This is a genomic window from Micromonospora musae (assembly GCF_003626635.1).
Lineage (GTDB): Bacteria > Actinomycetota > Actinomycetes > Mycobacteriales > Micromonosporaceae > Micromonospora > Micromonospora musae.
The window spans coordinates 91,359-117,466 of record NZ_RAZT01000012.1; the positions used below are offsets into that span (position 1 = coordinate 91,359).

A 26,108-nucleotide genomic window follows, 5' to 3' on the forward strand; every position below is an offset into this window, starting at 1 on the left:
TGATGGACGTTTCGACCGCAACCGAAGTGTCCGGCGACGGCGACGGCATCGAGCCGATCGCGATCGTCGGGTTGGCCGCCCGCCTGCCCGGCGCGGCGGACGTGCACGAGTTCTGGCGCAACCTGGTCGACGGGGTGGAGTCGGTCACCGAGCTCACCCGCGACGAGCAGCTGGCCCGAGGCGCCACCGTCGAGGAGGTGGACGACCCCGGCTGGGTCAACCGGGCTCCGCTCATCGACGGGTACGACGAGTTCGACGCCGGGCTGTTCGGGATGACCGAGCGGGAAGCGGCGATGACCGACCCGCAGCACCGCCTCTTCCTGGAGTCCTGCCACGCCGCGCTGGAGGACGCCGGCTACGACCCGTCCCGCTACGACGGCGCGGTCGGCGTGTACGCGGGCACCGGCGGCAACACGTACCTGCACCGCTACGTGCTGCGCAACAAGCGTGTCGGGGGCAGCCCGCACAGCGCGGTCTCCATCGCCACCGGCAACTCGCCGAACTACGTGGCGACCAACGTGTCGTACCGGCTGGACCTGCGCGGGCCGAGCCTCACCGTCCACACCGCCTGCTCGACCTCGCTGGTCGCGTTCCACCTGGCCTGCGAGGCGCTGCGCAACGGCGAGTGCGACATGGCGCTCGCCGGCGGCGTGAACGTCGAGCTGCCGCACGTCGGCTACCTCGGCATGGACGGTTTCACCTCGCCCGACGGCCGGTGCCGACCCTTCGACGCCGGCGCGAACGGCACCGTGTGGGGCAGCGGGGTCGGGGTCACCCTGCTCAAGCGCCTCTCCGACGCCATCGCCGACGGCGATCCGATCCGAGCGGTCGTGCTCGGCAACGCGATCAACAACGACGGCGCCGGCAAGGTCGGCTTCACCGCGCCGAGCATCGACGGGCAGACCGAGGCGATCGCCCAGGCCGTCGCGATGGCCGGCATCGACCCGCGCACCATCAGCTACGTCGAGGCACACGGCACCGGCACCGCCCTGGGTGACCCGATCGAGGTGACCGCGCTCTCCGCGGTGTACGGCGGGGAGACCGACGACCGGGGCTGGTGCGGCATCGGCTCGGTGAAGTCCAACATCGGCCACCTCAGCCAGCCCTCCGGCATCGTCAGCGTCATCAAGACGGTGCTCGCGATGGAGCACGGCCTGATCCCGCCGACGATCAACTACGAGACGCCGAACCCGGCCGTCGACTTCGCCGACACCCCGTTCTATGTGGCGAACACGCTCACCAAGTGGGACGCGGAGGACGGTCCGCGCCGGGCCGGGGTCAGCTCGTTCGGCATCGGCGGCACCAACGCCCACGTGGTGCTGGAGCAGGCGCCGGCGGCGTACCGCAGCGCCCGCCGGGTGCGTCCGGCGCAGCTGCTGCACGTCTCGGCGCAGACCGCCGACGCGCTCGACGAAGCGGTGCGGCGGCTCACCGCACGCCTCGGCGAGGCCGCCGACGCCGGCCCGGAGTACCTCGCCGACGTCGCGCACACACTGCGGGTGGGCCGGCGTGAGTACCCGCACCGGGCGGCCGTGGCCGTCACCGACCTGACCGACGCGGTGGCCGCGCTCGGCAACCCGCGCCGCGTGCAGCGTGGAGTGGTCGAGGGGTCCGCGCCCCGGCTGGCGTTCCTCTTCTCCGGGCAGGGCTCCCAGTACGCCGGCATGGGCGCGCAGCTCTACGCCGAGGAGCCCGGCTTCGCGGCGACCGTCGACGAGTGCGCCGAACTGCTCCACCCCGAGCTGGGGCTGGACATCCGGGACCTGATCCTGGGCCGTGAGCCGGAGGCGGGCGAGAAGCTGACGCAGACCCGCTACACCCAGCCCGCGCTCTTCGTGATCGAGTACGCGCTGGCCCGGCTCTGGCAGGAGGCCGGGGCGCGGCCGGCGGCGATGATCGGGCACTCCATCGGCGAGTACGTCGCCGCGACCGTGGCCGGTGTGCTCACCCTCCCCGACGCGCTGCGGGTGGTGGCCGCCCGCGGCCGGCTCATGCAGTCCCTCCCGGCCGGCTCGATGCTCGCCGTCTCGCTGGACGAGTCGGCGATCGCCGAGCGGCTCCCCGAGGGGCTCGCCGTCGCCACGGTCAACGGCCCCGGCACCTGCGTGGTGGCCGGCGAGACCGAGGCCGTCGCCGCCTTCGCCGAGCTGCTCAAGGGCAAGAGCAAGCTGCTGCGCACCTCGCACGCCTTCCACTCGCCGATGATGGAGCCCATCCTGGACGAGTTCACCGCGCTGATGGCGTCGGTGACCCTGCGCCCGCCCGCGGTGCCGTTCCTCTCCAACGTCACCGGCACCTGGATCACCGACGAGCAGGCCACCGATCCGGCGTACTGGGCGTCGCACCTGCGCCGGCCGGTGCGCTTCGGTGATTGCGTGGCGACCCTGCTCGCCGAGGGAACCTGGCAGCTCGTCGAGTGCGGCCCCGGCAAGCAGCTGGCCAACCTGGCCCGCATGCAGGTCGCCAAGGCGTCGGCCGCGCAGCGCAGACTCACCCCGCTGGGCAGCCTCCCCGGCCCCGGCGACACCACCGGCGACCTGGCCACCCTGCTCGGCGCCGCCGCCGTGCTCTGGTGCTCCGGCACGTCGGTGCGGCTCGGCGTCGACCCGCAGGCGCGTCGGGTGCCGCTGCCCACCTACCCGTTCGAGCGGCGCCGCTACTGGATCGACCCGGACCCGGAGCAGCAGGTGGCGACGCCGGTGGAGACCGGGCCGCGGCCGCTGCCGGAGTGGTTCGCCGTGCCGGTCTGGCGGCAGGCCGCCCCGCAGCCGGGTACCGAGCCGCTGGGCCGCTGCCTGGTCCTCGTCGCCGGTCCGCGCGGCGATGCGCTGCTGGCCGGGCTGCGGGCCGCCGGCGCCGACCCGGTGGAGGTACGCCCCGGCGACGCGTTCGCCGCGACCCCGAACGGCTACCGGCTGCGCCCCGGAGCGCGGGAGGACCACGACGCGCTGGTCACCGCGCTGGCCGCCGACGGCGTACCGACCCGGATCGTGCACGCGTTCACCCTGGACGGTGAGCCGGCCGGCACCGACCTCACGGCGACCTGGGCCGCGCAGGAGCTGGGCTTCTTCAGCGCGCTGCACCTGGTGCAGGCGCTCGCCGGCGCCGGACTCACCGCCGCCGAGGAGACCGTCACGCTGGACCTGGTCACCGCCGGCGTCGGCGACGTACGCGGCGACGACCTGGTCCGGCCGGAGCACGCCACCCTCGCGGGGCTGGCGCGGGTGCTCCCCGCCGAACTCCCCGGGCTCGCCGTCCGGCTGCTCGACGCCGACCCGACCGACGACGGCGGACGCGCCCTCGTGGCCGAGCTGCGCCGCCCGCACGACCCGACGCGGGCCGAGTTGGCGCTGCGCGGCGGTCGCCGCTGGGTGGCCGAGTACGAGCAGGTCACGTTGGACGCCGAGGGCGAGCCGGGTGCGCTGCGCGACGGCGGCCGGTACGTCATCACCGGCGGTCTGGGCGGCATCGGCATCACCCTCGCCGAGGACTTCGCCCGCCGGGCCCGGGCGCGGCTGGTGCTGCTGGCCCGCTCCGGACTGCCGCCGCGCGAGCAGTGGGACGACCACCTCGCGGTGCACGGCAGCGACGACCGGTCCGGGCGGGCGATCGCCGCGATCCGCCGGATGGAGGCGGCCGGCGCCCAGGTGCTGGTGCTCGCCGCCGACGTCACCGACCCCGACGACCTGCGCCGGGTACGGGCCGCCGCGGAAGAGGCGTACAGCGGGATCGACGGTATCGTGCACGCGGCCGGCCTGCCCGGCGGTGGCATGGCCGAGGTCAAGGAGCGGGCCGAGGCCGAGCGGGTGCTCGCGCCGAAGATCGCCGGGACGCTCGCGCTGGCGCAGGTCTTCGGCGACCTGCCGCTGGACTTCGTGGTGCTCTGCTCGTCGATCACCTCGGTGATCGGCGGGTTCGGGCAGGTCGACTACTGCGCCGCCAACGCCTTCCTGGACGCGCACGCCCGCTCCGGCCAGGGCTGGCAGGCCCCGGTGCTCTCCCAGAACTGGGGCGGCTGGGCGGAGGTCGGCATGGCCGTGGAGACCGACATGCCGGCCGGTTTCCGGGCCGCCGGTCGGGAGACGGTGACCAGCAGCGTCGACCACCCGGTGCTCACCACCCGGGTCACCGGGCCGGACGGCACCGTGCTGCACGGGCTGGTCTCCGCCGCCACCCACTGGCTGCTCGACGAGCACCGCATCGGCGGAGTGCCGGTGGTGCCGGGCACCGCGCACCTGGAGTCGGTACGCGCCGCGGTGGTCGCCGCCGTGCCCGCCCCCGCCGCCGACGCCGTGGTGGAGCTCCGCGACGTCGCCTTCCTCGAGCCGTTCGCGGTGCCGGACGGCACGCTGGCGCAGTACCGGGTCGAGCTCACCCCCACGGAGGACGGCGTCGACTTCACGGTGCGCAGCCTCGCCGGCGGGCAGCTACGGACCCACGTGCACGGCAGCGCCGGCTGGACCGCCGAACCGGCCCCGCCCGCCCGGGAGGTGACCGTCGACGGCCGCCGGGTCGACGACGACGCGTCGTTCGGCCGGGGCCGCACCAGCATGCTGACGTTCGGTCCACGCTGGACGTCGCTGCGGGAGCACCACCTGGGTGCGGGGGAGGAGTTGGCGCGCGTCGAGGCACCCGCAGAGGCGGCCGCCGACCTGCCGGCCTGGGGTCTGCACCCGGCCCTGCTCGACGTGGCCACGGCGTTCGGCCGCGGCCAGGGCTCCGGCACCTACCTGCCGCTGTCGTACGGCCGGATCGTGGTACGCGGACCGCTGCCGGCGCGCTTCACCAGCCACCTGCGGCACCGGGCGGCCGCCACCGACGAGGTGGTCGCCGCCGACCTGACGCTGCGCGACGAGACCGGCCACGAACTGGTCGCGATCAGCGACTTCGTGCTGCGGCGGGTGGACCGGGGCGCGGTCACCGGTGGGCTGACCGCGACCACACCGGCCGAGGCGACGCCGGCCGGCCCGGCCGAGGACATCCGTCCGGTGGACGGGGCGGAGGCGTTCCGCCGAACGCTCACCGCCGGACTCGGCGCGCAGGTGGTCATCGCCACCCGGCCGGTGGCCGACATCCGCGCTCGGGCCGGCCGGGTCACCACCGAGAGCCTCGAGGTGGAGCCGGAGGCGGCCGCCGCGCCGGTGGCGTCCGGCGCGGGCTCCGCCGCCCCGAGCAGCGAGCTGGAGATCGCCATCGCCCAGGTGTGGCGCGACGCCCTCGGGGTGGCCGAGGTGGGGGTCGACGACGACTTCTTCTCCCTCGGCGGCAACTCGCTGGTGGCGGTGCAGCTGATCGCGGCGATGCGCAAGGCCACGGGCGTCCGGCTGCCGATGCGCAGCCTCTTCGAGACGCCCACCGTGGGCGGCCTCGCCGCCCGGATCGAGGAGCTGCGCGCCGCCGCTCCCGCCACCGACGAGCCGCCGACCCCCGCGGCCATCCCCGCCATCCCGCGACTGCCGCGCGCCTGACCACGAGAACAGGAGTTGGAGAACCCATGAGCGACACGATCGCCACACTGCCGGTGGTCGTCGAGAACGACGGCCGCGCCCTCACCGAACTCATCGCCGACCGTCGGGTGGAGCTGCGCGCCGCCCTGGTCGAGCACGGCGGACTGCTGTTCCGCGGCTTCGACGTGGGTGGGGTGGACGGATTCGACCAGGTCGTGCGCGCCCTCTCCGGGGAGCCGCTGACCTACACCGAGCGCTCGTCCCCCCGGCACGCCATCAAGGGCAAGGTCTACACCTCGACCGACTACCCGCCGGACGAGGAGATCTTCCTGCACAACGAGAACTCGTACCAGGCCCGCTGGCCGCTGACGTTGTTCTTCTACTGCGTCACCGCGCCCGAGACGCAGGGCGCGACGCCCCTGGCGGATGTGCGGCAGGTGTACCGGGAGATCGACCCGCAGGTGCGGGAGGAGTTCGTCCGGCGGGGTTGGATGCTGGTGCGCAACTTCCACGAGGACTTCGGGACCTCGTGGCAGCACGTCTTCGACACCGACGACCGGGCCGAGGTCGAGGCGTACGCGGCGGCGAACCGGATCCAGCTGGAGTGGCGCGGCAGGAACGGGCTGCGCACCCGGGCGGTACGCGACGCCGTGCACCTGCGCCCCGGCTCGGAGACCCCGCGCTGGTTCAACCACGCGACGTTCTTCCACCTCAGCACCCTCCCGAAGGACTACCAGGAGGGGCTGCTCGCCATGTTCGGCGCCGATCAGCTGCCGTCGAACACCTACTACGGCGACGGTGGGGAGATCCCCGCCGACGTGATGGACCACCTGCGGGCCGCGTACCGGGCCGCCAGCGTCCGCTTCGACTACCAGCGCGACGACGTGCTGGTGGTGGACAACATGACCGCCGCCCACGGCCGTGAGCCGTTCACCGGCCCCCGCAAGATCGCCGTCGCGATGGCCGAGCCGCACACCCCTGAGAGCAACGGAGCGAAGTGATGGCCGAACCCCGATTCCTCGTCGTCCGCAACGACGAGGAGCAGTACTCGATCTGGTCGACCGACCGGGAACTGCCCGCGGGCTGGCACGACGCCGGGTTCACCGGCAGCCGCGAGGAGTGCCTGGCACACGTCGACACCGTCTGGACCGACATGCGGCCGCGCAGCGTACGGGAGACGGCGTCATGACCCAGGAGTGGGCCTTCCCGGCGTCGTTCGCCCAGGAGCGGATCTGGATCGCGAACCAGCTCGACGCGGCCTCGCCGGTCTACAACGTCTCCAACCCGTGGCGGTTCCCCGTCGGCATCACCCCGGAGCAGGCCGAGGACGTGGTCAACCGGCTGGTGGCCCGGCACGAGGCGCTCCGCAGCTACCTGCGGGTCGACGACGGCGCGCTGGTGCAGGTCGTCCGCGCGGCGGAGCGCTTCGAGCTGCCCCAGGTCGACCTGCGTGGCCTCGACGGCGCCGAGCAGGCGCGGCGCTACGACGCCGAGCTGACCGCGCTCGGTCGCACGCCGATCCCGCTGGACGCCCCGCCGCTGTGGCGGGCTCGGCTGCTCCGGTTCACCGACGAGCAGGTGGGGCTGCTCTTCGTGGTGCACCACGCGGTCTTCGACAGCCACTCGGCGGTGCTGCTCGCCGCCGAACTGGCCGCGTTCAGCCGCGCCGCGCTGACCGGCGCGCCCGCCGAGCTGCCCGAGCTGCCCGTCCAGTACGCCGACTTCGCGGTCTGGCAGCGCGAGCAGCTCACCGGCGCGGAGCTGGAGCGGCAGCTCACCTTCTGGCGGGAGCGGCTGGCCGGGGCGCCCGCCGCGACCGGGTTGCCGCTGGACCGACCCCGGCCGGCCCAGCTCGGCTTCGCCGGCGACGAGGTCCACTTCGAGCTGCCCGAGGGGCTGCTCGACCGGGTGACCGCGCTCGCCACGGGCGCGGCGGCCACCCCGTACATGGTGCTGCTGGCCGCGTTCGCCGCGCTGCTGTCCCGGATCTCCGGCGACGAGGACGTGGTCGTCGGGGTCTCCACCGCCGGCCGGGACAACCCGGAGCTGGCCCCGCTGATCGGCATGTTCGTCAACCCGGTGGCGCTCCGCTGCGACCTGGCCGGCGACCCCACCTTCGCCGACCTGCTGACCCGGGTGCGCGACGGGCTGGTCGACGCGATGGAGCACGGGCAGACACCCTTCCAGCGGCTCGTCGAGGCGGTCGCCCCGCAGCGGGACCCGTCGGTGCAGCCGATCTTCCAGACGGCGCTGAACTACATCCCCGACTCCGGCCTGGACCCGGTCGCGTTGGGCACCACGAAGGACGACCTGGCCTTCGACATCACCACCACGACCAGCCGGCTGGTCTACCGCACCGCGCTCTTCGACCGGGGCACTGCGGAGTCGCTCACCACCCGCTACGTCCGGCTGCTCGACGCCGCGGTGACCGAACCGCGGCGGCCGGTCTCCGCGTTGCCGCTGCTCGACGACGCGGAGCGGGAGCGGGCGTTGACCGCCTGGAACGACACCGCGCAGGCGGTGCCCGCGACCACTGTGGTGGACGAGCTGCAGCGGCGGGCGGCGGCCACGCCGGACGCCACCGCACTGGTCCACGACGGCGTCGCGCTCTCCTACGCCGAGCTGAACGTCCGGGCCAACCGGCTCGCGCGGCTCCTGGTGGGGCGGGGCGCCGGACCGGAGACCCGGGTGGCGCTCGCGCTGCCCCGCTCGGCGGAGCTGGTGGTGGCCATCGTCGCGGTGCTCAAGTCCGGCGCCGCGTACGTGCCGGTCGACACCGGGTATCCGGCCGGCCGGATCGCGTACCTGATCGACGACGCCGAACCGGCGCTGGTGCTGGCCACCTCCGCCACCGCCGGTCTGGTCCCGTCCGGGGCGCTGGTGCTCGACGCCGGCACCGGTGCGGAGTTGGCCGGCGGGGACCTCACCGACGCCGAGCGGCGCGCCCCGCTGCGTCCCGAGCACCCGGCGTACGTGCTCTACACCTCGGGCTCGACCGGACGACCGAAGGGTGTGGTGGTCGAGCACCGGGCGGTGGCCGCGTACCTGGCCTGGGCCCGGCACACCTATCCGGGGCTGGCCGGCACCGCGCTGCTGCACTCGCCGGTCTCGTTCGACCTGACCGTCACCGGGCTGCTCGGCACCCTCACCGCCGGCGGCACTGTGCGGCTGGCCGCGTTCGACGACCCCGCCGCCCGCACCGGCGGCCGCCCGACGTTCCTCAAGGTCACCCCGAGCCACCTGCCGCTGCTGGAGGCGGAGCTGTCGCCCACCACCGACCTGGTGATCGGGGGCGAGGCGCTCACCGGGGAGCAGCTGGCCGGCTGGCGGGCCGGGCACGAGGACGTCGCGGTGATCAACGAGTACGGCCCGACCGAGGCGACCGTCGGCTGCGTCGCGGCCCGGATCGCGCCGGGGGAGCCGGTGCCCGCCGGCCCGGTGCCGATCGGCCGGCCCACCTGGAACACGCAGGCGTACCTGCTCGACGCCGGGCTCAACCCGGTTCCGCCGGGTGTCGTCGGCGAGCTGTACATCGCCGGAGACCAGCTGGCCCGCGGCTACCTGCGCCGGCCCGGCCTCACCGCGGAGCGCTTCCTGCCCTGCCCGTACGGGGCGCCGGGGCAGCGGATGTACCGCACCGGGGACCTGGCCCGCCGGCGGCCGGACGGGACGCTGGAGTACCTGGGTCGGCGCGACAACCAGGTGAAGATCCGGGGCATGCGCATCGAACTCGGCGAGATCGAGTCGGCGCTGCTGGCCCGGCCGGACGTGCGCGAGGCGGCGGTGGTGGTCCGATCCGACTCCGGTGAGCCGGAGCTGGTCGGTTACCTCGTCGGCACCGCCGACCCGGCGACGCTCGCCGCGGACCTGGCCCGGGAGCTGCCCGCACATCTGGTGCCGGCCGCCTTCGTGGCGGTGCCCGCGTTGCCGCTCACCCCGAACGGCAAGCTGGACGTCGCGGCGCTGCCCGCAGCGGAGGCCGGCACCCCCACCGCCGACGGTTTCGTCGCCCCGCGCACCGAGGCCGAGGCGCTGGTCGCCGAGGTCTACGCCGAGATCCTGCAGGTGGACAAGGTCGGCGCGCTCGACGACTTCTTCGCCCTCGGCGGCAACTCGCTACGCGGGATGCGGGCGATGGCCCGTATCCGGGCCGAGGTGGAGGTGGAACTCCCGATGCGGGCCCTGTTCACCAGCCCGGTGGTGGCCGACCTGGCCGCCCAGATCGAGCAGCGGATCGCCGCCGAGCTCGACGGGCTCTCCGAGACCGAGGTCGCCGCGCTGCTCGCGGCGGAGAAGGACAAGCCCTCATGACCGACCTGAAGGACCCCGCGCGGGATGCCGCCCGGCAGGCCCTCATCGCGCAGCGGTTGCGGCGGCGGCAGGCCGCCGCTCCCGCGGCGCGGATCACCGTGCGTCCCACCGACGCCGAGGTGCCGCTCTCGTACGCCCAGGAACGGGTCTGGTTCATGGACCAGCTCGCCCCGGGGGAGGCGGCGTACCACATCGCGGTGCCGATGCGGGTACGCGGCCCGCTGGACGTGCCGACGCTGCGCTCGGCGCTCGACGGCCTGACCCGGCGGCACGAGTCGCTGCGTACCCGCTTCCCGGCCGACGCCGACGGCCGGCCGACGGTCGTCGTCGACGAGACCGTCGAGGTCCCGCTGACCATCGTGGACGCCGCCGACGAGACGGCCGCGCAGGAGCTGGTGGAGGCGGCCGCCGCCGAGCCGTTCGACCTGGCGCACGGGCCGCTGCTGCGGGCCCTGCTGATCCGGCTGGCCCCGGAGGAGCACGTGCTCTTCCTCGGCAAGCACCACATCGTCGGTGACGGCTGGTCGGTGGACCTGCTGCTGCGTGACCTGATCACCCTCTACCGCGGCGGCGAGCCACCGGCGCTGCCGGTCCAGTACGGCGACTTCGCGGTCTGGGAGGCCGAGGAGCTGGCCGGTCCGGCCGCGCAGGGGCACCTGGAGTGGTGGAAGCAGCGACTCGCCGGGATCACCCCGCTGGAGCTGCCGCTGGACCTGCCGCGACCGGCCACCCAGACCTACCGTGGCGACTTCGTGGAGTTCACCCTCGACAAGGCGACCACGGACGGGTTGAACGCGCTCACCCGCGGCTACGGCGGGACGCTGTTCATGACGCTGCTCGCGGCGTACCAGGTGTTCCTCGCCCGGCACGCCGGGCAGGAGGACTTCGCGGTCGGCGCCTCGGTCGCCGGCCGCTCCGCGCCGGAGCTGGAGAACGTCGTCGGCATGTTCATCAACATGCTGCCGCTACGCGCCGAGCTGGCGGGCGACCCGACCTTCGCGGAGCTGCTCGAGCGCACCCGGCGCAGTGTGCTGGACGCGCTGGAGCACGGCGAGGTGCCGTTCGCGAAGGTGGTGCACGAGCTGGGGCTGCCCCGCGACGTCAGCCGGTCGCCGGTCTTCCAGGCCATGTTCGTGCTGCAGAACTACGACATGGGCCGGTACGCGGAGGTGCCCGGGGAGAGCGACGTGGCGTTCGACTGGACGCCGATGGAGCTGCGGGCCACCCGGTTCGACTTCGAGCTGCACGCGGTGGAGACCGTCGACGGGCTCTGGGGCAAGCTGGTGTTCAACACCGACCTGTTCACCCGGGAGACCGTCGCGCGGATGGCCGGCCGGCTCGGCGCGCTGCTGCGGGCCGTGGTGGCCGCCCCGGACACCCCGATCTCGGCGCTGGGGCTGCTCGCCCCGGCGGAACGGGAGCTGCTGGCGGGCTGGAACGACACCGCCGCCGACTTCCCGCGTACGCAGACGCTGCACGCGCCGATCGAGGAGCGGGCCGCCCGCACCCCGGACGCGGTCGCGCTGCGGTTCGAGGGCCGTTCGGTGACGTACGCCGAGCTGAACGCCGCCGCGAACCGGATCGCGCACCGGCTGCGTACGGCCGGTGTCGGCCCGGAGACCCTGGTCGGGGTCTGCGCGGAGCGCTCGGTGGAGCTGGTGGCGGCGCTGCTCGCGGTGCTGAAGGCCGGCGGCGCGTACCTGCCGCTGGACCCGGAGTACCCGGCCGACCGGCTGGCGTTCATGGTCACGGACGCGGCCGCCCCCGTGGTGCTGGTCCAGGAGCACCTGCGCGACGTGTTGCCGGAGACCGGCGCGACCGTGCTGGTCCTCGACGACGAGCGGGCCTGGGCGGATCAGCCGACCACCGATCCGGCCCCGGTGGCGGGCCCCGAGCACCTCGCGTACGTCATCTACACCTCGGGCTCGACCGGCCGCCCGAAGGGGGTGCCGAACACCCACCGGGGCATCGTCAACCGGCTCGACTGGATGCAGAAGAGGTACCTGATCGGCTCCGCCGACGCGGTGCTCCAGAAGACCCCGGCGAGCTTCGACGTGTCGGTGTGGGAGTTCTTCTGGCCGTTGCGCGAGGGCGCCCGGCTGGTGCTGGCGAAGCCGGGTGGGCACAAGGACGCCGGCTACCTGCGGGACCTGCTGGTCGCCGAGGCGGTGACCACCACCCACTTCGTCCCGTCGATGTTGACGGTCTTCCTGAGTGAGGAGGGCGTCGAGGCCGCGACCGCGTTGCGGCAGGTGATCTGCTCCGGCGAGGAACTGCCGGTGGCGACCGCCGTCGACTTCACCGCCCGGCTGCCGTGGTGCGGGCTGCACAACCTGTACGGCCCCACCGAGGCGGCCATCGACGTCAGCTCGTGGCACTGCGATCCGGCGCTGCTGGGCGGGCTGAGCAGCGTGCCGATCGGCGCGCCGATCGCCAACCTGCGGCTGCACGTGCTCGACGCCGCCGGGAACGAGTGCCCGGTCGGGGTCGCCGGCGAACTGCACATCGGTGGGGTGGGGCTGGCCCGCGGCTATCATCGCCGGCCGGCGCTGACCGCCGAACGGTTCGTGCCCGACCCGTTCTCCGGTGAGCCGGGCGCCCGGCTGTACCGCACCGGTGACCTGGCCCGCTGGCGGCTCGCGCCCGCCGCGGGCGACGCCACCGCGACCGGCGGCGTGATCGAGTTCCTCGGCCGCATCGACCACCAGGTCAAGCTGCGCGGCCTGCGGATCGAGCTGGGCGAGATCGAGAGCGCGCTGCGGGAGCAGCCCGGGGTGACCGAGGCCGCCGTGATCGTCCGGGAGGACACCCCGGGTGACAAGCGGCTGACCGCGTACCTGGTGGGCGCGGCCGAGCACACCGAGGTGAAGGCGGCGCTGAAGGAGACGCTGCCGGAGTACATGGTGCCGGCCGCGTTCGTGACTCTCGACGCGCTGCCGCTGAGCCCGAACGGCAAGCTGGACCGCAAGGCGCTGCCCGCGCCGGTGGTGACCCGCGAGGCGTCGGTGGCGCTGGTCGAGCCGCGCGACGACACCGAGCGGCTGCTCGCCGGAATCTGGTCGGAGGTGCTCGGCGTGCCGACGCTCGGCATCGACGACGACTTCTTCGACCTCGGCGGGCACTCGATGCTCGCCACCCAGGTGGTCGCGAAGATCCGCAAGGCGGAGCACGGCGGCCGGCCGGTCGGTGTGATGGACCTGTTCCAGCAGCGCACCATCCGGGAACTGGCCGCCTTCATGTCCGGCGCCACCGGTGAGGAGGGGCCCCGCCGGCTGCTCTACGAGCTGACCAAGCCGATTCCGGCGAACCAGCGCGTCGTCTCGTACGTCTGCGTGCCGTACGGCGGCGGCAGCGCGATCGTCTACCAGCCCCTCGCCGACGCCCTGCCGGCCGGGCACGCGCTCTGGTCGCTCGCCATTCCCGGGCACGACGTCGGGCTCACCGAGGAGGCGCTGCCCTTCGACGAGCTGACCACCCGGGTGGCCGAGGAGATCCTGGAACGGGTCGAGGGCCCGCTGGTGCTCTACGGCCACTGCGGGGTCGGTAGCGCGATCGTCACCGAGGTGGCGCGCAAGGTGGAGGCCGCCGGCCGTGAGCTGGAGGCGCTCTACATCGGGGCGATGTTCCCGTTCGCCCGCCCGAAGGGGATCTTCGCGGCGATCCGCACCCGGCTGGAGGCGCTGCGCAGCAACCGGCACTACGCGAGCTGGCTGAAGTCGATGGGGGTCGACACCGACGAGCTGGATCCGGAGCAGGCCGACCGGATCATCAGCAACATGCGGGCCGACTCCCGCGCCTCGGAGGAGTACTTCACCGGACTGCTCGACCGGCAGGCGACGAAGCTGCGCGCCCCGATCGTCTCGGTGGTCGGCTCCGAGGATCCGGTCACCGACTACTACATCGAGCGGTACACGGAGTGGCGGTTCCTCAGCGACACGCTGGCGCTGGTCGTGCTCGACCAGGCCGGGCACTTCTTCCTGAAGTACCGGGCGGACGAGCTGGCGGAGATCGTCACCCGTACGCACCGGGCCGTCGGCGACGGGACCACCGCCGAACTCAGCCGGGAGGAGCGGGGCGAGGACGCCAGCTGGGCCGTGCACGACACGTTGCGCGTCGGCGTGGAGGAGCAGCCGCGGGCGGAGACGGTCAAGCCGAGCATGGCCCGCTTCGTCGCGGTCACCGCCGGGCAGCTCGTCTCCACCACCGGGTCGGCGCTGACCGCCTTCGCCCTGCCGATCTGGCTGTTCAACCAGACCGGGTCGGTGGCGAACCTGGGCATGCTCTGGGCGCTGGCCCTGATCTGCGGCGTGTTGATGCTGCCGATCGCCGGGGCGATCACCGACCGGGTGAGCCGGCGGAAGATCATGATGATCGCCAGCAGCAGCGCCGGCTCCGTGCAGGTGGTGCTCGCCGCCCTGCTCTGGACGGACAGCCTGGCGTTGTGGCACATCTACGGTCTCGTGGCGTTGAGCCAGGTGGCCGGCTCCTTCCAGCGGATCGCGTTCCAGTCGGCCGTGCCGCAGCTGGTGCCGAAGCGCTACCTCGGCCACGCGATGGGCATCACGCAGCTCTCCAACGGCTTCGCCATGCTGCTCATGCCGGTCTTCGCCGCCGGTCTGCTCGCCGCCATCGAGCTGAAGGGCATCGTGCTGCTGGACGTGGCCAGCTACGTCGTGGCCGTACTCACCCTCGCCCTGGTCCGCTTCCCGGACGCGTTGGGCTGGCGACCGCGGGAGCGGCTGCTGGTGGCGATCGCCAACGGGCTGCGCTATTCGTGGCAGCACCGCGGGTTCCGGCTGATGCTGGGCTACTTCGCGCTCGGGAACATCTTCCTGGCCCCGGCGCTGGTGCTCATCACGCCGCTGGTGCTGTCGTTCGGCACCGCGACCCAGGTGGCGCAGGTGGCGCTCGCGGAGGCGCTCGGCGCGGTGGCCGGCGGTGTGCTGATGTCGCTCTGGGGTGGGCCTCGGCGTCGGCGGATGATCGGCGTGCTCGTCGGTAACCTCGGCACCGCGATCGGCTGCATCCTGATCGGTCTGGACGCCTCGGTCGCGATGATCTGCGTGGGGGTGTTCTGGCTGGCCATGGCGATGACCACGGCGCAGTCCATCTACGCCACCATCGTGCAGGTCAAGGTGCCGCAGCGCTTCCACGGCCGGGTGTTCAGCCTGAACCAGACCATCTCCTGGTCGACCCTGCCGATCGGGTTCGCGCTGCTCGCACCGGCCGCCACCGGCCTCTTCGAGCCGATGTTCGCCCCCGGTGGGGCGCTCGCCGACTCGGTGGGCGCGGTGATCGGCACCGGGCCGGGGCGGGGGACCGCGTTCGCGTACGTCTGCTTCGGCGCGATGCTGGTACTCATCACCGTCGGCGGCTTCGCCATCCGGTTGCTGCGCCGGTTCGACCTCGAGGTCGAGGACTCGCTGCCGGACGACCTGATCGGCGCGCAGGAGCGGGAGCGGCGGCTCGCCGCCCGCGCCGCCGAGCAGGAGGAGAAGGTTCCGGTAGCCGCGTGAGCGGTGGGCCTCCGGCCGTGGCCGGAGGCCCACCGCAGCCCCGCCGATCGTCGGCGACGGGCGGCGGCGACGGCAGGTCAAGGCAGGTCGGGCCGATCGGACAGGTCCGCAGCGGGCAGCTCCTCCGGCCGGGCCACCCACGCCGAGTAGACCGGCAGGCCGTGCCACGGGCCGGCGGGCACGCCGTCGCGGGTGTCGGTGGCGACGGCCACGACGGCGTACGGGTGACCGAAGCGCAGCTCGGCGGCGCGGACGACGGCCTCCGGTGGCAGACCGGCCACCGCCGCGAGCGCGGTCACCGCGGCAGCCTCGAAGCCGTACCGGCCGTAGCGGGCGACCGCGGCCTGAGTCGCCTCGTAGGCGAGGTCCGGAGCGCCCATCAGCTCGCCGAGGGCTCGCACCGCCGTGTCGAAGCCGAGCCCCTTCGCCGTCAGGTCGTGCCGGCTCTCCGCCTTCCAGCACGGCAGCAGGGCGCTGAACAGCTCCTCACGCCCGAAGGACCGGGTGTGCTCCTCACGGATCGTCCAGAGCGGCGTCTCGCCCAGCGGCAGATCGTAGAGGGAGCGTCGCCCCCGCCCGGGGAACGTCGTCGCGTTCGTCGCCACCTCGTGGGCGGCCGCGAGCACGTCCGGTGCGGGTACGTCCGGCGTGGCGGCGACCGAGACGACCAGGAGCCCGGACTCCCGGCCGTCGACGCGCTCCGGTCTCGCCTCAGCGGCGTGCACGGCGACGTCGCCGGCCCGGGCGGTGCCGGCGATCCAACAGGTGTGGCCGTGCCACGGCGTCCGCAGCACCTGCCGCAGTTCGCTTGCCCAGGCGCTGGCCGGGCCGAGCGCGTCGGCGGGCGACACCTGGAACGGGGTGGCCCACGCGACCCGGGTGGCCAGGGCCGTGGCCATGACGAGGAGGGTCTCCGGGCCGACCGTGAGCGGGAACTTCTCGATCATGCCGAGGGTGCGTTCCCGCGCCCACGCGTCCAACGCGGGCTGGTCGGGCAGCGGACCCGTCTCGGTGCTCTCGGGCAACGCCGCCCGCCACTGGGCCAGGGCCTCGATCGCCGCACGCTCCCACAGCGCGCTGGCCGAGGCGACCAGCGGGTGCGGCGTGTCCAGCAGCGCGCGGGCGGTCGCGGCGGCGCGGTCCGCGTCGGCGCCGAGCACCTCCTCCAGCTCCGCCCGGGTGCCGCCGGCGGCGGCCGGGCCGACCAGGGCGAGCAGCAGCCAGGCGCCGAGCGGGGAGGCGATGTGGTGCTCGCCGCCGATCAGACGGTGCATCTGTTCCGCGTATCGGACCACAGGCCCGGTGGAAGACATCACCGCTCCACTGTGCCCGCTGCCGGCGCTCCCGTCAGCCCCGCCGTACCGTCCCGGGACGGTCGTTGGCGAAGATCAACTCGGCTTCGGTGAAGTCGGGGTGTCCCGGGCCCAGCGTCACCCCGACTTCAAGGAGCCCGAGTTGATCAGCGTGGTCGGGGCTCGCCCGCCCGCCGGCGTCGCGTGTCCCTGGGCGCGGAGGGCCCGGACCGGGCGGATAGGCTTCCTGGCCGTGGCAGGTCTGTTGAGGAACGTGGCGGCACGCATCAGCCGGGCGGGCGGGGCGGTCATTCCCCGCCAGCGACGCGCCGAGCCCACGCCGGCCCAGGTCGCGCGCCGACGCCAGGTGGCCGCGCTGCAGCGCCGCGAGCTGTCGTACGCGCCGGAGCTGGACGGGCAGGCCGACCCGGGCGAGATCGTCTGGACCTGGGTGCCGTACGAGGACGACCCGCGCCAGGGCAAGGATCGTCCGGTGCTGGTGGTCGGCCGCAAGAGCCGGACGCTGTTCGGGCTGATGCTCTCCAGCAAGAGCGACCGGGACGGGCAGCGGCACTGGCTCGCGCTCGGCCCCGGCGAGTGGGACCGGGACAAGCGGCCCAGCTGGATCCGGCTGGACCGGGTGCTCACCATGCGGGAGGACAGCATCCGCCGCGAGGGCGCGATCCTGGACCGGACCCGCTTCGATCGGATCGGCAGGGCGCTGCGCGCCGGTTACGGCTGGCGCTGATCCTGGTCGACCGGTCGCTGCCCGGCCGCTGTTGGACCGCTCCCCGGACGGCGACCCGCGGCGTCACCGTAGGCTCTGCCGGCCTCGCTCTGGGGTCCCGCATCGCTGTGAGCTTGATACCCCAGAGGCATCTTTATGACTCTGAGGTATCAACCCGGTAGGGAAGTAGGGCCGCGGCCTCGCGGCCGCGGGTGTCAGGCGGGCTCGCGGCTCGACCCGACCGCAGCGGACCGCGCGTCCGGCGGCGGGTACGGCTGCTCGGCCAGCAACCGCGCCAGGTGTGCGCTGTTGAGCGCCAGGGCCCTGGTGGTGCGGTCGGTGGTGTCCGGCTTCGGGCGTGCGTCGAGGTAGTCGACTGTTTGCAGCGCCTCGCCGACCCAGTAGGTGGCGCCGGCGGCCGGGCAGGTGAAGCCGACCTCGTTCAACGCCTGCTGGACCTCGGCGATGGTGTGGTGGGCGCCGTCCTCGTTGCCGACCACGGCGACGCCCGCCACCTTCCCGTACGTGAGCAGACGCCCCTCGTCGTCGGTCTCGGAGAGCTCCGCGTCGAGGCGTTCGAGCACCATCTTGGTGACGGCCGAGGGCTGGCCGAGCCAGATCGGGGTGGCGATGACGAGTATCCGGGCGTCCAGCATCTTGGCCCGGATCGCCGGCCAGCCGTCGCCGTCGCCCTCGTCGGTGGTGACCCCGAAGCGTACGTCGTGGTCGACGACTCGGATCAGCTCACCGTCGACACCCTGCTCGGCCAGGGCGTCGAGCACCTCGCGGCCGAGCACCTCCGAACTGGACGGTGCGGGTGACCGCTTGAGCGTGCAGTTGAGGACGAGGGCACGGATCGTCGCCACGTTCGTTCCTCCCCGGTGTCGCGTTCTGTGTCTGTTACCCGCCCGGACGTCCGAAACACCTGAGGCACCAAGTTGCGCGATTCGGCTTGACGGCGTGCCGGGTCGGCGTATATTCAACTCATCGGTTTATCAACCAAGTGGTTGAGAGAAGGCGATGACAGCAGATCCGGTCAGCACCGTGTTCGCCGCCCTCGCGGACCCGACCCGCCGGGCGATCCTCGCCCGGTTGGCCGCCGGAGAGGCGACGGTCAACGAGCTGGCGGCGCCGTTCCCGGTCAGCGTCCAGGCCATCTCCAAGCACCTCAACGTGCTGGAGCGGGCCGGGCTGATCGTGCGTACCCGGGAGGCGCAGTGGCGGCGGTGCCGGTTGGAGCCGGCCCCGCTGCGCACCCTCGCCGAGTGGGTCGACCAGTACCGAAAACTCTGGGACGACCGTTACGACACGTTGGACGCATACCTCGACAACCTGAAGGGGAAAGACGATGAGCCAGCTCAGTGACCTCGTGATCGAACTGCCGTCGGACCTGGAGATCACCCTCACCCGGGCCTTCGACGCGCCGCGCGACCTGGTCTTCGCCGCGCACTCGCAGGCGGAGCACCTGAAGCACTGGTGGGGGCGGGGCAACCCGCTCGACATCGAGATCGACTTCCGGGTGGGCGGCCGGTACCGGTTCGTGGAGCACGCCCAGGACGGCAACTCCTACGCGTTCCGGGGCGAGTTCCGGGAGATCGTGGCGCCGGAGCGCATCGTGCAGACCTTCGAGTACGAGGGGATGCCCGGGCACGTGCTGGAGGAGACGCTCACCTTCACCGAGCAGGACGGGCGGACCGTCGTCTCCAGCACCAGCCGCTTCGACACGAAGCAGGAGCGCGACGGGATGCTCGACACCGGTATGACGCAGGGTGCGGCCGAGTCGTACGCCGCGCTGGAGCGGCACCTGGCCACCCTGGTCTGACGTACGGCGGGGCATCCGACGGGGTGCCCCGCCGTGCCCGATCCGTCTCTGTCGGATGGTGCTGTAACGCCTACCGGATCGCGAGCGCTGCTCATTATGCCACTGGGGAGGCGTTCCGGGTTCCGCACGGGGACGGCGAGGGGATCGCCGTCGGAGACGGAGAGGGATGCCGCGATGAACGGTGGCACACGTCCACACCCAGCCTCCCCCGACGATCATCTGCCGGTCACGGCGGACTGGATCTGCTCGACCTGTGGTGCAGATTGGCCCTGTGCCACCAAGCAGAGTCGGCTGCTGGAAGAGTACGGGCACGACCGGGCGGCGCTCGGTGTCTATCTGGCGAGCTGCCTCGCCGCGGCGTCCGCGGAGCTGCGCCGCGTTCCGGTGGACGTACTGCAGCAACGCTTCACGGGCTGGCTTCCCCGCCAGCGACGCCCCTTCTGACGGGCGGACGGGCTCCGGCCCACCGGTCGGAGCCCGTTCCGCGTGCACCTCCTTCCTGCTGTGACCCGTGGTCAGGTCCGGGTGCTCGCCCGGACCTGCCGCGCTGTGGCGGGGACCGACGCGCGTCGGGCGCGCGGGGTCGCCGCGGGGGTGCGGGACGGCCATCCCACCAGCCGGGGACGCCGCTGAGCGCTGACGTCCTCGATCCAGCCGACCAGCAGCACGACGACGAAGAGCAGTACGAGCGCCACCGCCAGGTATCCGACCTGCCCGAGCCGCCAGGCGTCGATCCGGTCGCCGACGACGAAGCAGACCGCGATCGCCGCGTTGTGCCAGAGGTAGATGGTCAGGGCCCGGCTGTTCAGCCAGGTGACCAGGCGGTCCAGTGGTCGGGCCCGGGCCAGCCACGCCATCGGGGGGCGGGCCCGGAGCAGCAGGAGCACGAAGCCGAGCGAGTAGAACGCCTGCGCGGCCGGGATGTCGTTCAGGTCCATGCCTCCCGCGGAACCCGCCACTGTCCACCCGGCCCCGACCCCGATCCCCAGGCACACGGCCGCCGCGATGACCAGTGCCGGCAGGGGAATGCGGTGCAGCGCACCGTCGCGATGGGCGAATCCGACGAGCCAGCATGCGCCGAAGGTGGCGAGGTCGACGACGACCGAGTGGACGCCGCCGCTGAGCGGTGGCGACGTGGTCTGCAGCATCACGACGGCGGCCAGGGGCAGCAGCACGGTCGGTAGCGGCCATCGGCGGTAGAGCCCGAGGAGCACGGGGGAGAGCAGGACGAGCCAGAGGTACGTGACGAGGTACCACAGCACACCGGTCACGTCCTGCGCCCAGGCGCTGCCCGCCGGTTGGGCGATCGGTATCAGCCAGGTCAACAGCCCGGGCCACGCCGGGCGATCGGGCCAGCCCTGCCAGACCATCACCGGCACGAGCACCGCGCCCAGCATCCACATCGCCGGCAACAGCCGCCGCAGTCGGCTGTTGACCGCTTGAACGGACGTACGGTCCAGGGACCGGGCCATCAGCGAGCCGCCGAGCGCGAACATGACGCCCATGGCGGGGAACGCGAAGCTCATCCAGGCGTAGCCCCACATGTGGTACGTGATCACCCGTGTCAGGGCCAGGGCGCGGAGTGTGTCGAACCAGCGGTCACGGCCTGCTCGGGCGGCGGGCGGCTCGGTGGCGCGATCGGTCTCCTCTGGTCGTGCCACGCTTGCGTGCATCAGGCTCCCGTCCACTACGTGCCCGCGGCGATCGGTCGGCGGGTCACCGGCACGCTTCAGTTTTCGCCACCGCAGCCGGGTGCCGGTCAGCGCGGTGATCGTCGACCGGAGCAGGACCAGGTACATCAGCTGCCGGTATGCGAATTGCTGCAGAGGGAGCGCCAGCAGGGGCAGGAGGCGCTCACGGTCGAGGCGGAAGGCCACCAGGGCGGTGACCGCCTGTACGGCCAGCATCAGCAGCCACGCCACGGCGGTCTCGGTGGCGCCGAGGAAGAACAGTCCGTAGAGGGCCATCACGTCCAGTACCGGCCCGAGCAGTGGCAGGACCACACCGAACAGGGCGAGCATCGGCAGACCGAATCGGCCGAACCGGCCGGACGGCCCCGTGTCGAACATCGCCCGGCGGTGTTTCCACATCGCCTGCATGGTGCCGTAGCTCCAGCGATACCGTTGGCGCCACAACTGTGTCAGGGAGGCGGGCGCCTCGGTCCATGCTCGGGCCCGCTTCTCGTACACCACGCGCCAGCCGGCTCGGAGGATCGCCATCGTGATGTCGGTGTCCTCGGCGAGGGTGTCGTCGCTCATGCCGCCCGCGGCGAGCAGCACCCGTCGGCGGAACGCCCCGATGGCCCCCGGCACGGTCGGCATGCAACCGAGCGTCTCGTACAGGCGGCGGTCGAGGTTGAAGCCGATGACGTATTCGATGTGCTGCCACCACCCGAGCGGGCCTCGCCGGTTGGCCACTTTGACGTTGCCGGCGACTGCACCGACCGACGGGTCGGCGAACGGCTGCACCAGCCGGCGTACGGAGTCCCGCTCGAACACCGTGTCGCCGTCGACCATCACGATGATCTCGTGGCTGGCGTGGGCGATGCCGGTGTTGAGAGCGCTCGGCTTGCCGCCGTTGGACTTGCGGATCACCCGCACGTTGCGCAGTCCGAGCGCCTCCGCGAGGTCGGCTGTTCCGTCGGTCGAGCCGTCGTCGACGACAATGACCTCGATTCCGCGATGGTCGCCGTTGGCCAGTGACCGGACGCTCGCGACGATGCCGGCCTGTTCGTTGTAGGCCGGCACGATTATCGACACGGGCTCGGTGACCGGCGACCCCCAGTACCCGCGCCGACGACGCCAGGCCAGCCGGGGTGCCAGGACGAGCAGCAGCAGCGTACGAAGCAGCATCAGGAGCCCGGCCACCACGAACAGCACCCGGAGCGTGGCGATGAACAGGTCGGCGACCCGCACCGCCATGACGGCCGACCCGGAGCGCCAGCGTTCGGCCTCCGACACCGGCCGGTTCGCGGGGACCGCTGCCACGCCGTCGTCGTCTGCCTCGTCCCGGGTCTGGTTGAGGCCTTCTCCGACCGTGACGAAGTCATAGCCGCGGGCCAGCATCGCCGGAATGAACCGGTCGAGCGCGGCGACCGTCTGGGCCCGGTCGCCACCCGCGTCGTGCAGCAGCACGACGGCGCCCTGCCCGGTCGGCGGGGTCATGTTCCGCACGATCGTGTCAACCCCGGGCCTGGCCCAGTCCTGGCTGTCGGTGTCGTTCACCGCCGTGAGGTAACCGAGGCCTCCGGCCTGCCGGATGGCCGCCCACGCCTCGTTGTCCACGGCGTCGGCCCGCGACGAGTACGGGAAGCGCAGCAGGTTCGTCCGGACCCCCGTGGTGTTCATGATCGCCATCTGGGTCTGGGTGTACTCGAGCCGCCGTTGCCAACTGGGCAGCAGGGTCGCCTCCGGGTGGCTGAAGGTGTGTACCCCGAGTTCGTGACCCTCGGCAGCGACCCGTCCGGTCAGGTCGGGATGGCGCGCCACCTGGCTGCCGACCACGAAGAACGTCGCCTTTGCCTGGTGGTGTCGCAGCACGTCGAGGATTCGCGGCGTCCACGTCGGATCGGGACCGTCGTCGAAGGTGAGGGCGATGGTGCGAGGTGGCATGCGGTAGGACTGCGTCCGGCCTCCGGTGGTGTCGATCACCGGCCCGCCAGAGATGATCTCGGCCGGCACCGAACTCTGATCGCCGACCTCCCGGAAGTGGTCCGGGGTGAACTCGGAGTTCGCGTAGGCCTCGACCAGCAGCAGGCTGAGCAGGACGGTGACCAGGGTCCCGGTTACCACCCAGCTCGTCCGCAGCGGAAGCCGGAGCCGACGTCGCTTTCTGGGCAGCGCGGACGCCGCCGCCGTCGTCCCGGTCATCGGGCCCTCGCGGCGGCGTGGAGGAGAGCGGGCGCGGTCGGCGTCACGGCGGGCGGGGGAGTCTGGGCAGACGGGCTCGGGGCCGCGACGGACGGGGGCGGCGGGGTGGGCGCCGCGGTCGAGGGCAACGGCGGGGACGGTTCTCCGTCGGACGTCGGCGGTGGTGGGGCCGGGACCGGTCGGTCACGCTCCGGCTCCGGTTCGGGCAGCAGGGACGGTCGGGGAAGTGCCTCGTTGGGCAGCGCGGAGACGGGGCCCGCGGACTCGTCGCCGGCCGACACGGGCAGAGCCCGCGGGCCGACTTGCTCGGGCGGCTGGTCACCGGTCTCCATGCCGGTCTCGTCGTCCAGAAGTGGCGCGGAGCGGGGCAGCGAGGGTCCAGTCAGGACGGCGACGCCGACGATCGGCACGTACGCGAGGGTGCCTGCGGCCAGGAGGACACCACACCACCGCATGAGGCGCGCACGTCGTCCGGTCGCGTCCACGAAGATCGGCATCGGGATGCGGGAAGCGGCGCTTTGGCCGGGGGGTGCGGGCGAGTTGCCGGCGTGAATGTGAACGACCACCCGGACGAGGCTAGGGAGGAGGAAAGCCGCTTATGTCCACTTTGTGGGGATGAGGGGATGGTCGGGATTTCATATTCCGAACAACCGGATTGACCGGTAGGGACGTCCGCAAACGTTGATATTCGCCCGTTACAGGCAGGTAGGTAACAGCTCGTCAGTTACGTGCACTTTCGCGACGATTGTTCGCCGACGGTGCGAGAGGGGACGGCGGCTTGAGGCATCGACGCCGTGGCCGTCGCGTTTGCCGTTCCGGCGCGTTGAACGGGCGTGGCCCCTGCGCGGTCCGAGGCGTACGGGTCACTCGGGCAGGTGTCCGATGTCGACGAGCTGCCGAGCCTGCCGCCCCGGGCTCAGGCTCTTCGCCCGGTACATCTCCGCGTCCGCCCGGCGCAGCGCCTCGGTCAGCTGGGCCGCGCCGGTCACCGGGGCGAGGCCGACCGAAGCCGTGACTCGCAGGCTGAAGCCGCCCATCGCGATGGGCGCGGAGAGCATCTCGTAGAGACGCCGGTTGGCATGGTCGATCCAACGCCGGTCGACGGTGGGTGTGACCAGCAGGCCGGCGAACTCGTCGCCACCGAGCCGGGCGACGGGGTTGTCGCCCGCGAAGGCGGCCAGCCGCTGCGCCACGCTGATCAGCACCTGGTCGCCCGCGGCGTGCCCGTACTGGTCGTTGATCTGTTTGAAGTCGTCGAGGTCGAGCACCACGGCGACCAGCGACCGCCCGGAGGAGTCGGTGAGCAGCGTGGCGGCCAGCCGGTAGAAGGCGCGTCGATTGGGCAGGCCGGTCAGCGGGTCGTGGCTGGCGGCGTGCCGCTCCGCCGCTAGCTCCGCCTGCAGGTGCTCGAGCTCCGCCTCCGCGCGCATCGCCCGGCGGCGCAGTTGCCAGGACGAGAACAACGCCCCCGCGGCGCAGATGCCGGACGCCACACTCACCGGATCCGGCACCCGAGCCTCCCGTCACGCCAGCTCCCGGGTCCTGACACACCCGGGCGGGCCCCTGTTATCCCTGGTCATGGCCCAGGTTAGGTAACTCAATGTGAACAGATAAGTACCGTTCACGTGGGTTATCATGCTCGCGGTCCGATGCAGATGCAATAGCAGATGCACGTGCAGCAGCGTCCGATGTCGACTCTCTCTCCGCGCCGCCACCGCTCCTCCCCAACGGCATCGGCCGGCTCCTGAACAGAAAGACCCCTCTTCATGCAGCAGCCGAGAAACGGTGTCCCCGCCGACCAGCTCCCCGCGCTGGACTGGCGGAAGAGCCGCCGGAGCAACCCCAGTGGCAACTGCGTCGAGCTGGCCGAGCTACCCGGGGGACGTGGCGTCGCCGTACGCAACTCGCGCTACCCGGACGGACCGGCGCTCATCTACACGGTCGACGAGATCGCCGCCTTCGTGCTCGGTGCTCGGGACGGCGACTTCGACCACCTGATCGCCTGACCGTCACCGCCGGTGCGCGGCTGGTACACCTTCCGCGTGAGTCCGTGGCATGCTTACTGGTCGGCCGGGCCGGGTGTCCGGCCGGCCGAGCTGGCACCCGGAGGTCGGCACGTGATGACTGTTCCCACCGACGGTGGCCCGACGACCGGGCCGACCGTGCTGCGCATGCTGCTCGGCGCCCAGCTTCGCCGGCTGCGCGAGTCCAGCGGCGTCACCCGCGAGGGCGCCGGCTGGGAGATCCGCGCCTCTGAGTCGAAGATCAGCCGGATGGAGCTCGGCCGGGTCGGCTTCAAGGAGCGCGACGTCGCCGACCTGCTCACCCTCTACGGCGTCAAGGACGACGCGGAGCGCGAGGTGCTACTCAAGCTCGCCCGCGACGCCAACAGCCCCGGCTGGTGGCACCGCTACGGCGACGTGCTGCCCGGCTGGTTCCAGTCCTACCTCGGCCTGGAGGCCGCGGCGGCGCTGATCCGCACCTACGAGGTGCAGTTCGTTCCCGGGCTGTTGCAGACGTCCGCGTACGCCCGGGCGGTGGTGCTGCTCGGGCACGGTGCGGCCACGCCCGACGAGATCGACCGGCGGGTGGGCCTGCGCATGGGGCGCCAGGAGCTGCTGCGCCGGACGAACCCACCACAGCTGTGGGCCGTGCTGGACGAGGCCGCGCTGCGTCGCCCGCTCGGTGGCCCGGAGGTCATGCGCGGCCAGTTGGATGCTCTCGTCGAGGCGACCCGACTGCCGAACATCCGGTTGCAGATCGTCCCGTTCACCGCCGGGGGGCACGCCGCCGCCGGTGGGGCGTTCAGCATCCTGCGCTTCGGCGACCAGGATCTGCCCGACATCGTCTACATCGAACAGCTGACCAGCGCCATCTACCTCGACAAGCGGGACGACCTGGACCACTACGCGCTGGCCATGGAGCGGCTCTGCGTCGAGGCCGAGCCGCCGGAGCGCACTGCGGAGCTGCTCACGCGCCTACGCGACGAGCTCTATCCGGCCTGACCGACGTACGTCGACCCGTCCGCCGACCGTCGCGCGTCGGCCCGCCGCCGACCGGCGTCGACGATCCCCGCGCCCTGTCGAGCGCCGATCCGATCCGCCGGGTCGGCGCTTCTCCGTTG

Annotated in this window: 15 protein-coding genes; 11 read left to right on the forward strand and 4 right to left on the reverse strand. The window is 72.7% G+C overall.

From position 1 onward, the window contains the following. Nucleotides 1-2: 2 nt before the first annotated feature. Genes D7044_RS23340 through D7044_RS23360 form a run of 5 tightly spaced genes read left to right on the forward strand, consistent with a single transcriptional unit; the run spans nucleotide 3 to nucleotide 15,274 of the window. Nucleotides 3-5,468: a type I polyketide synthase gene (locus D7044_RS23340; protein WP_120690195.1), complete on the forward strand. Its 5,466-nt coding sequence runs from the start codon at nucleotides 3-5 to the stop codon at nucleotides 5,466-5,468. A gap of 26 nt (nucleotides 5,469-5,494) precedes the next feature. Continuing rightward, nucleotides 5,495-6,448, forward strand: coding sequence for a TauD/TfdA family dioxygenase (locus D7044_RS23345; RefSeq protein WP_120690196.1), 954 nt, complete (start codon nucleotides 5,495-5,497; stop codon nucleotides 6,446-6,448). Then, complete coding sequence (locus tag D7044_RS23350; protein ID WP_120681792.1) at nucleotides 6,448-6,636, forward strand: MbtH family protein; 189 nt, start codon at nucleotides 6,448-6,450, stop codon at nucleotides 6,634-6,636. Before D7044_RS23345 ends, D7044_RS23350 begins: the two co-directional genes overlap by 1 nt. Then, a complete protein-coding gene (locus tag D7044_RS23355) occupies nucleotides 6,633-9,758 on the forward strand; it encodes a non-ribosomal peptide synthetase (RefSeq protein WP_120690197.1) in 3,126 nt (1,041 codons plus the stop codon). Before D7044_RS23350 ends, D7044_RS23355 begins: the two co-directional genes overlap by 4 nt. Further along, nucleotides 9,755-15,274, forward strand: a complete 5,520-nt coding sequence (locus tag D7044_RS23360) for a non-ribosomal peptide synthetase/MFS transporter (RefSeq protein ID WP_120690198.1) — start codon at nucleotides 9,755-9,757, stop codon at nucleotides 15,272-15,274. The genes D7044_RS23355 and D7044_RS23360 overlap by 4 nt, the downstream gene beginning before the upstream one ends. Nucleotides 15,275-15,351: 77 nt before the next feature. On the opposite strand, the gene D7044_RS23365 is transcribed toward D7044_RS23360, so the two are convergent. Next, nucleotides 15,352-16,548, reverse strand: a complete 1,197-nt coding sequence (locus tag D7044_RS23365) for a serpin family protein (RefSeq protein ID WP_233563407.1) — start codon at nucleotides 16,546-16,548, stop codon at nucleotides 15,352-15,354. 271 nt (nucleotides 16,549-16,819) lie between these two features. On the opposite strand from D7044_RS23365, the gene D7044_RS23370 reads away from it, so the two are divergent. Next, nucleotides 16,820-17,314: a type II toxin-antitoxin system PemK/MazF family toxin gene (locus tag D7044_RS23370; RefSeq protein ID WP_120682002.1), complete on the forward strand. Its 495-nt coding sequence runs from the start codon at nucleotides 16,820-16,822 to the stop codon at nucleotides 17,312-17,314. Nucleotides 17,315-17,508: 194 nt separating this feature from the next. On the opposite strand, the gene D7044_RS23375 is transcribed toward D7044_RS23370, so the two are convergent. Then, a complete protein-coding gene (locus tag D7044_RS23375) occupies nucleotides 17,509-18,159 on the reverse strand; it encodes a flavodoxin family protein (RefSeq protein WP_120690199.1) in 651 nt (216 codons plus the stop codon). A gap of 154 nt (nucleotides 18,160-18,313) precedes the next feature. Here D7044_RS23375 and D7044_RS23380 point away from each other — a divergent pair, with 154 nt between their 5' ends. The 3 genes from D7044_RS23380 to D7044_RS23390 all read left to right on the forward strand — a co-directional run bounded on the left by D7044_RS23380 (nucleotide 18,314) and on the right by D7044_RS23390 (nucleotide 19,559). Continuing rightward, complete coding sequence (locus D7044_RS23380; RefSeq protein ID WP_120690200.1) at nucleotides 18,314-18,658, forward strand: ArsR/SmtB family transcription factor; 345 nt, start codon at nucleotides 18,314-18,316, stop codon at nucleotides 18,656-18,658. Beyond that, nucleotides 18,642-19,115: an SRPBCC family protein gene (locus D7044_RS23385; RefSeq protein ID WP_120690201.1), complete on the forward strand. Its 474-nt coding sequence runs from the start codon at nucleotides 18,642-18,644 to the stop codon at nucleotides 19,113-19,115. Before D7044_RS23380 ends, D7044_RS23385 begins: the two co-directional genes overlap by 17 nt. A gap of 174 nt (nucleotides 19,116-19,289) precedes the next feature. After that, complete coding sequence (locus D7044_RS23390) at nucleotides 19,290-19,559, forward strand: hypothetical protein (RefSeq protein ID WP_120681806.1); 270 nt, start codon at nucleotides 19,290-19,292, stop codon at nucleotides 19,557-19,559. Between the two features lie 71 nt (nucleotides 19,560-19,630). Here the strand turns inward: D7044_RS23390 and D7044_RS23395 are convergent, their stop codons facing one another. Both D7044_RS23395 and D7044_RS23405 read right to left on the reverse strand, forming a co-directional pair. Beyond that, nucleotides 19,631-22,984 carry a glycosyltransferase gene (locus tag D7044_RS23395; RefSeq protein ID WP_120690202.1) on the reverse strand — a complete coding sequence of 1,118 codons (3,354 nt, stop codon included), beginning with the start codon at nucleotides 22,982-22,984 and terminating at the stop codon, nucleotides 19,631-19,633. Between the two features lie 863 nt (nucleotides 22,985-23,847). Then, complete coding sequence (locus D7044_RS23405) at nucleotides 23,848-24,495, reverse strand: GGDEF domain-containing protein (RefSeq protein WP_120690204.1); 648 nt, start codon at nucleotides 24,493-24,495, stop codon at nucleotides 23,848-23,850. 255 nt (nucleotides 24,496-24,750) lie between these two features. On the opposite strand from D7044_RS23405, the gene D7044_RS23410 reads away from it, so the two are divergent. Together D7044_RS23410 and D7044_RS23415 are read left to right on the forward strand one after the other, a co-directional pair. Then, on the forward strand, nucleotides 24,751-24,990 hold the full coding sequence (locus D7044_RS23410; protein ID WP_120681812.1) for a DUF397 domain-containing protein: 240 nt from the start codon (nucleotides 24,751-24,753) through the stop codon (nucleotides 24,988-24,990). Between the two features lie 165 nt (nucleotides 24,991-25,155). Then, nucleotides 25,156-25,989 carry a helix-turn-helix domain-containing protein gene (locus D7044_RS23415; RefSeq protein WP_411710995.1) on the forward strand — a complete coding sequence of 278 codons (834 nt, stop codon included), beginning with the start codon at nucleotides 25,156-25,158 and terminating at the stop codon, nucleotides 25,987-25,989. Nucleotides 25,990-26,108 lie beyond the last annotated feature (119 nt).

What these genes read in the sequence shown, in the direction of transcription:
- D7044_RS23340 (WP_120690195.1), top strand. Translation starts at nt 3, where the DNA reads ATGGACGTTTCGACCGCAACCGAAGTGTCCGGCGACGGCGACGGCATC.
- D7044_RS23345 (WP_120690196.1), top strand. Translation starts at nt 5,495, where the DNA reads ATGAGCGACACGATCGCCACACTGCCGGTGGTCGTCGAGAACGACGGC.
- D7044_RS23350 (WP_120681792.1), top strand. Translation starts at nt 6,448, where the DNA reads ATGGCCGAACCCCGATTCCTCGTCGTCCGCAACGACGAGGAGCAGTAC.
- D7044_RS23355 (WP_120690197.1), top strand. Translation starts at nt 6,633, where the DNA reads ATGACCCAGGAGTGGGCCTTCCCGGCGTCGTTCGCCCAGGAGCGGATC.
- D7044_RS23360 (WP_120690198.1), top strand. Translation starts at nt 9,755, where the DNA reads ATGACCGACCTGAAGGACCCCGCGCGGGATGCCGCCCGGCAGGCCCTC.
- D7044_RS23365 (WP_233563407.1), bottom strand. Translation starts at nt 16,548, where the DNA reads ATGCACCGTCTGATCGGCGGCGAGCACCACATCGCCTCCCCGCTCGGC.
- D7044_RS23380 (WP_120690200.1), top strand. Translation starts at nt 18,314, where the DNA reads ATGACAGCAGATCCGGTCAGCACCGTGTTCGCCGCCCTCGCGGACCCG.
- D7044_RS23385 (WP_120690201.1), top strand. Translation starts at nt 18,642, where the DNA reads ATGAGCCAGCTCAGTGACCTCGTGATCGAACTGCCGTCGGACCTGGAG.
- D7044_RS23390 (WP_120681806.1), top strand. Translation starts at nt 19,290, where the DNA reads ATGAACGGTGGCACACGTCCACACCCAGCCTCCCCCGACGATCATCTG.
- D7044_RS23395 (WP_120690202.1), bottom strand. Translation starts at nt 22,984, where the DNA reads ATGACCGGGACGACGGCGGCGGCGTCCGCGCTGCCCAGAAAGCGACGT.
- D7044_RS23410 (WP_120681812.1), top strand. Translation starts at nt 24,751, where the DNA reads ATGCAGCAGCCGAGAAACGGTGTCCCCGCCGACCAGCTCCCCGCGCTG.
- D7044_RS23415 (WP_411710995.1), top strand. Translation starts at nt 25,156, where the DNA reads ATGCTGCTCGGCGCCCAGCTTCGCCGGCTGCGCGAGTCCAGCGGCGTC.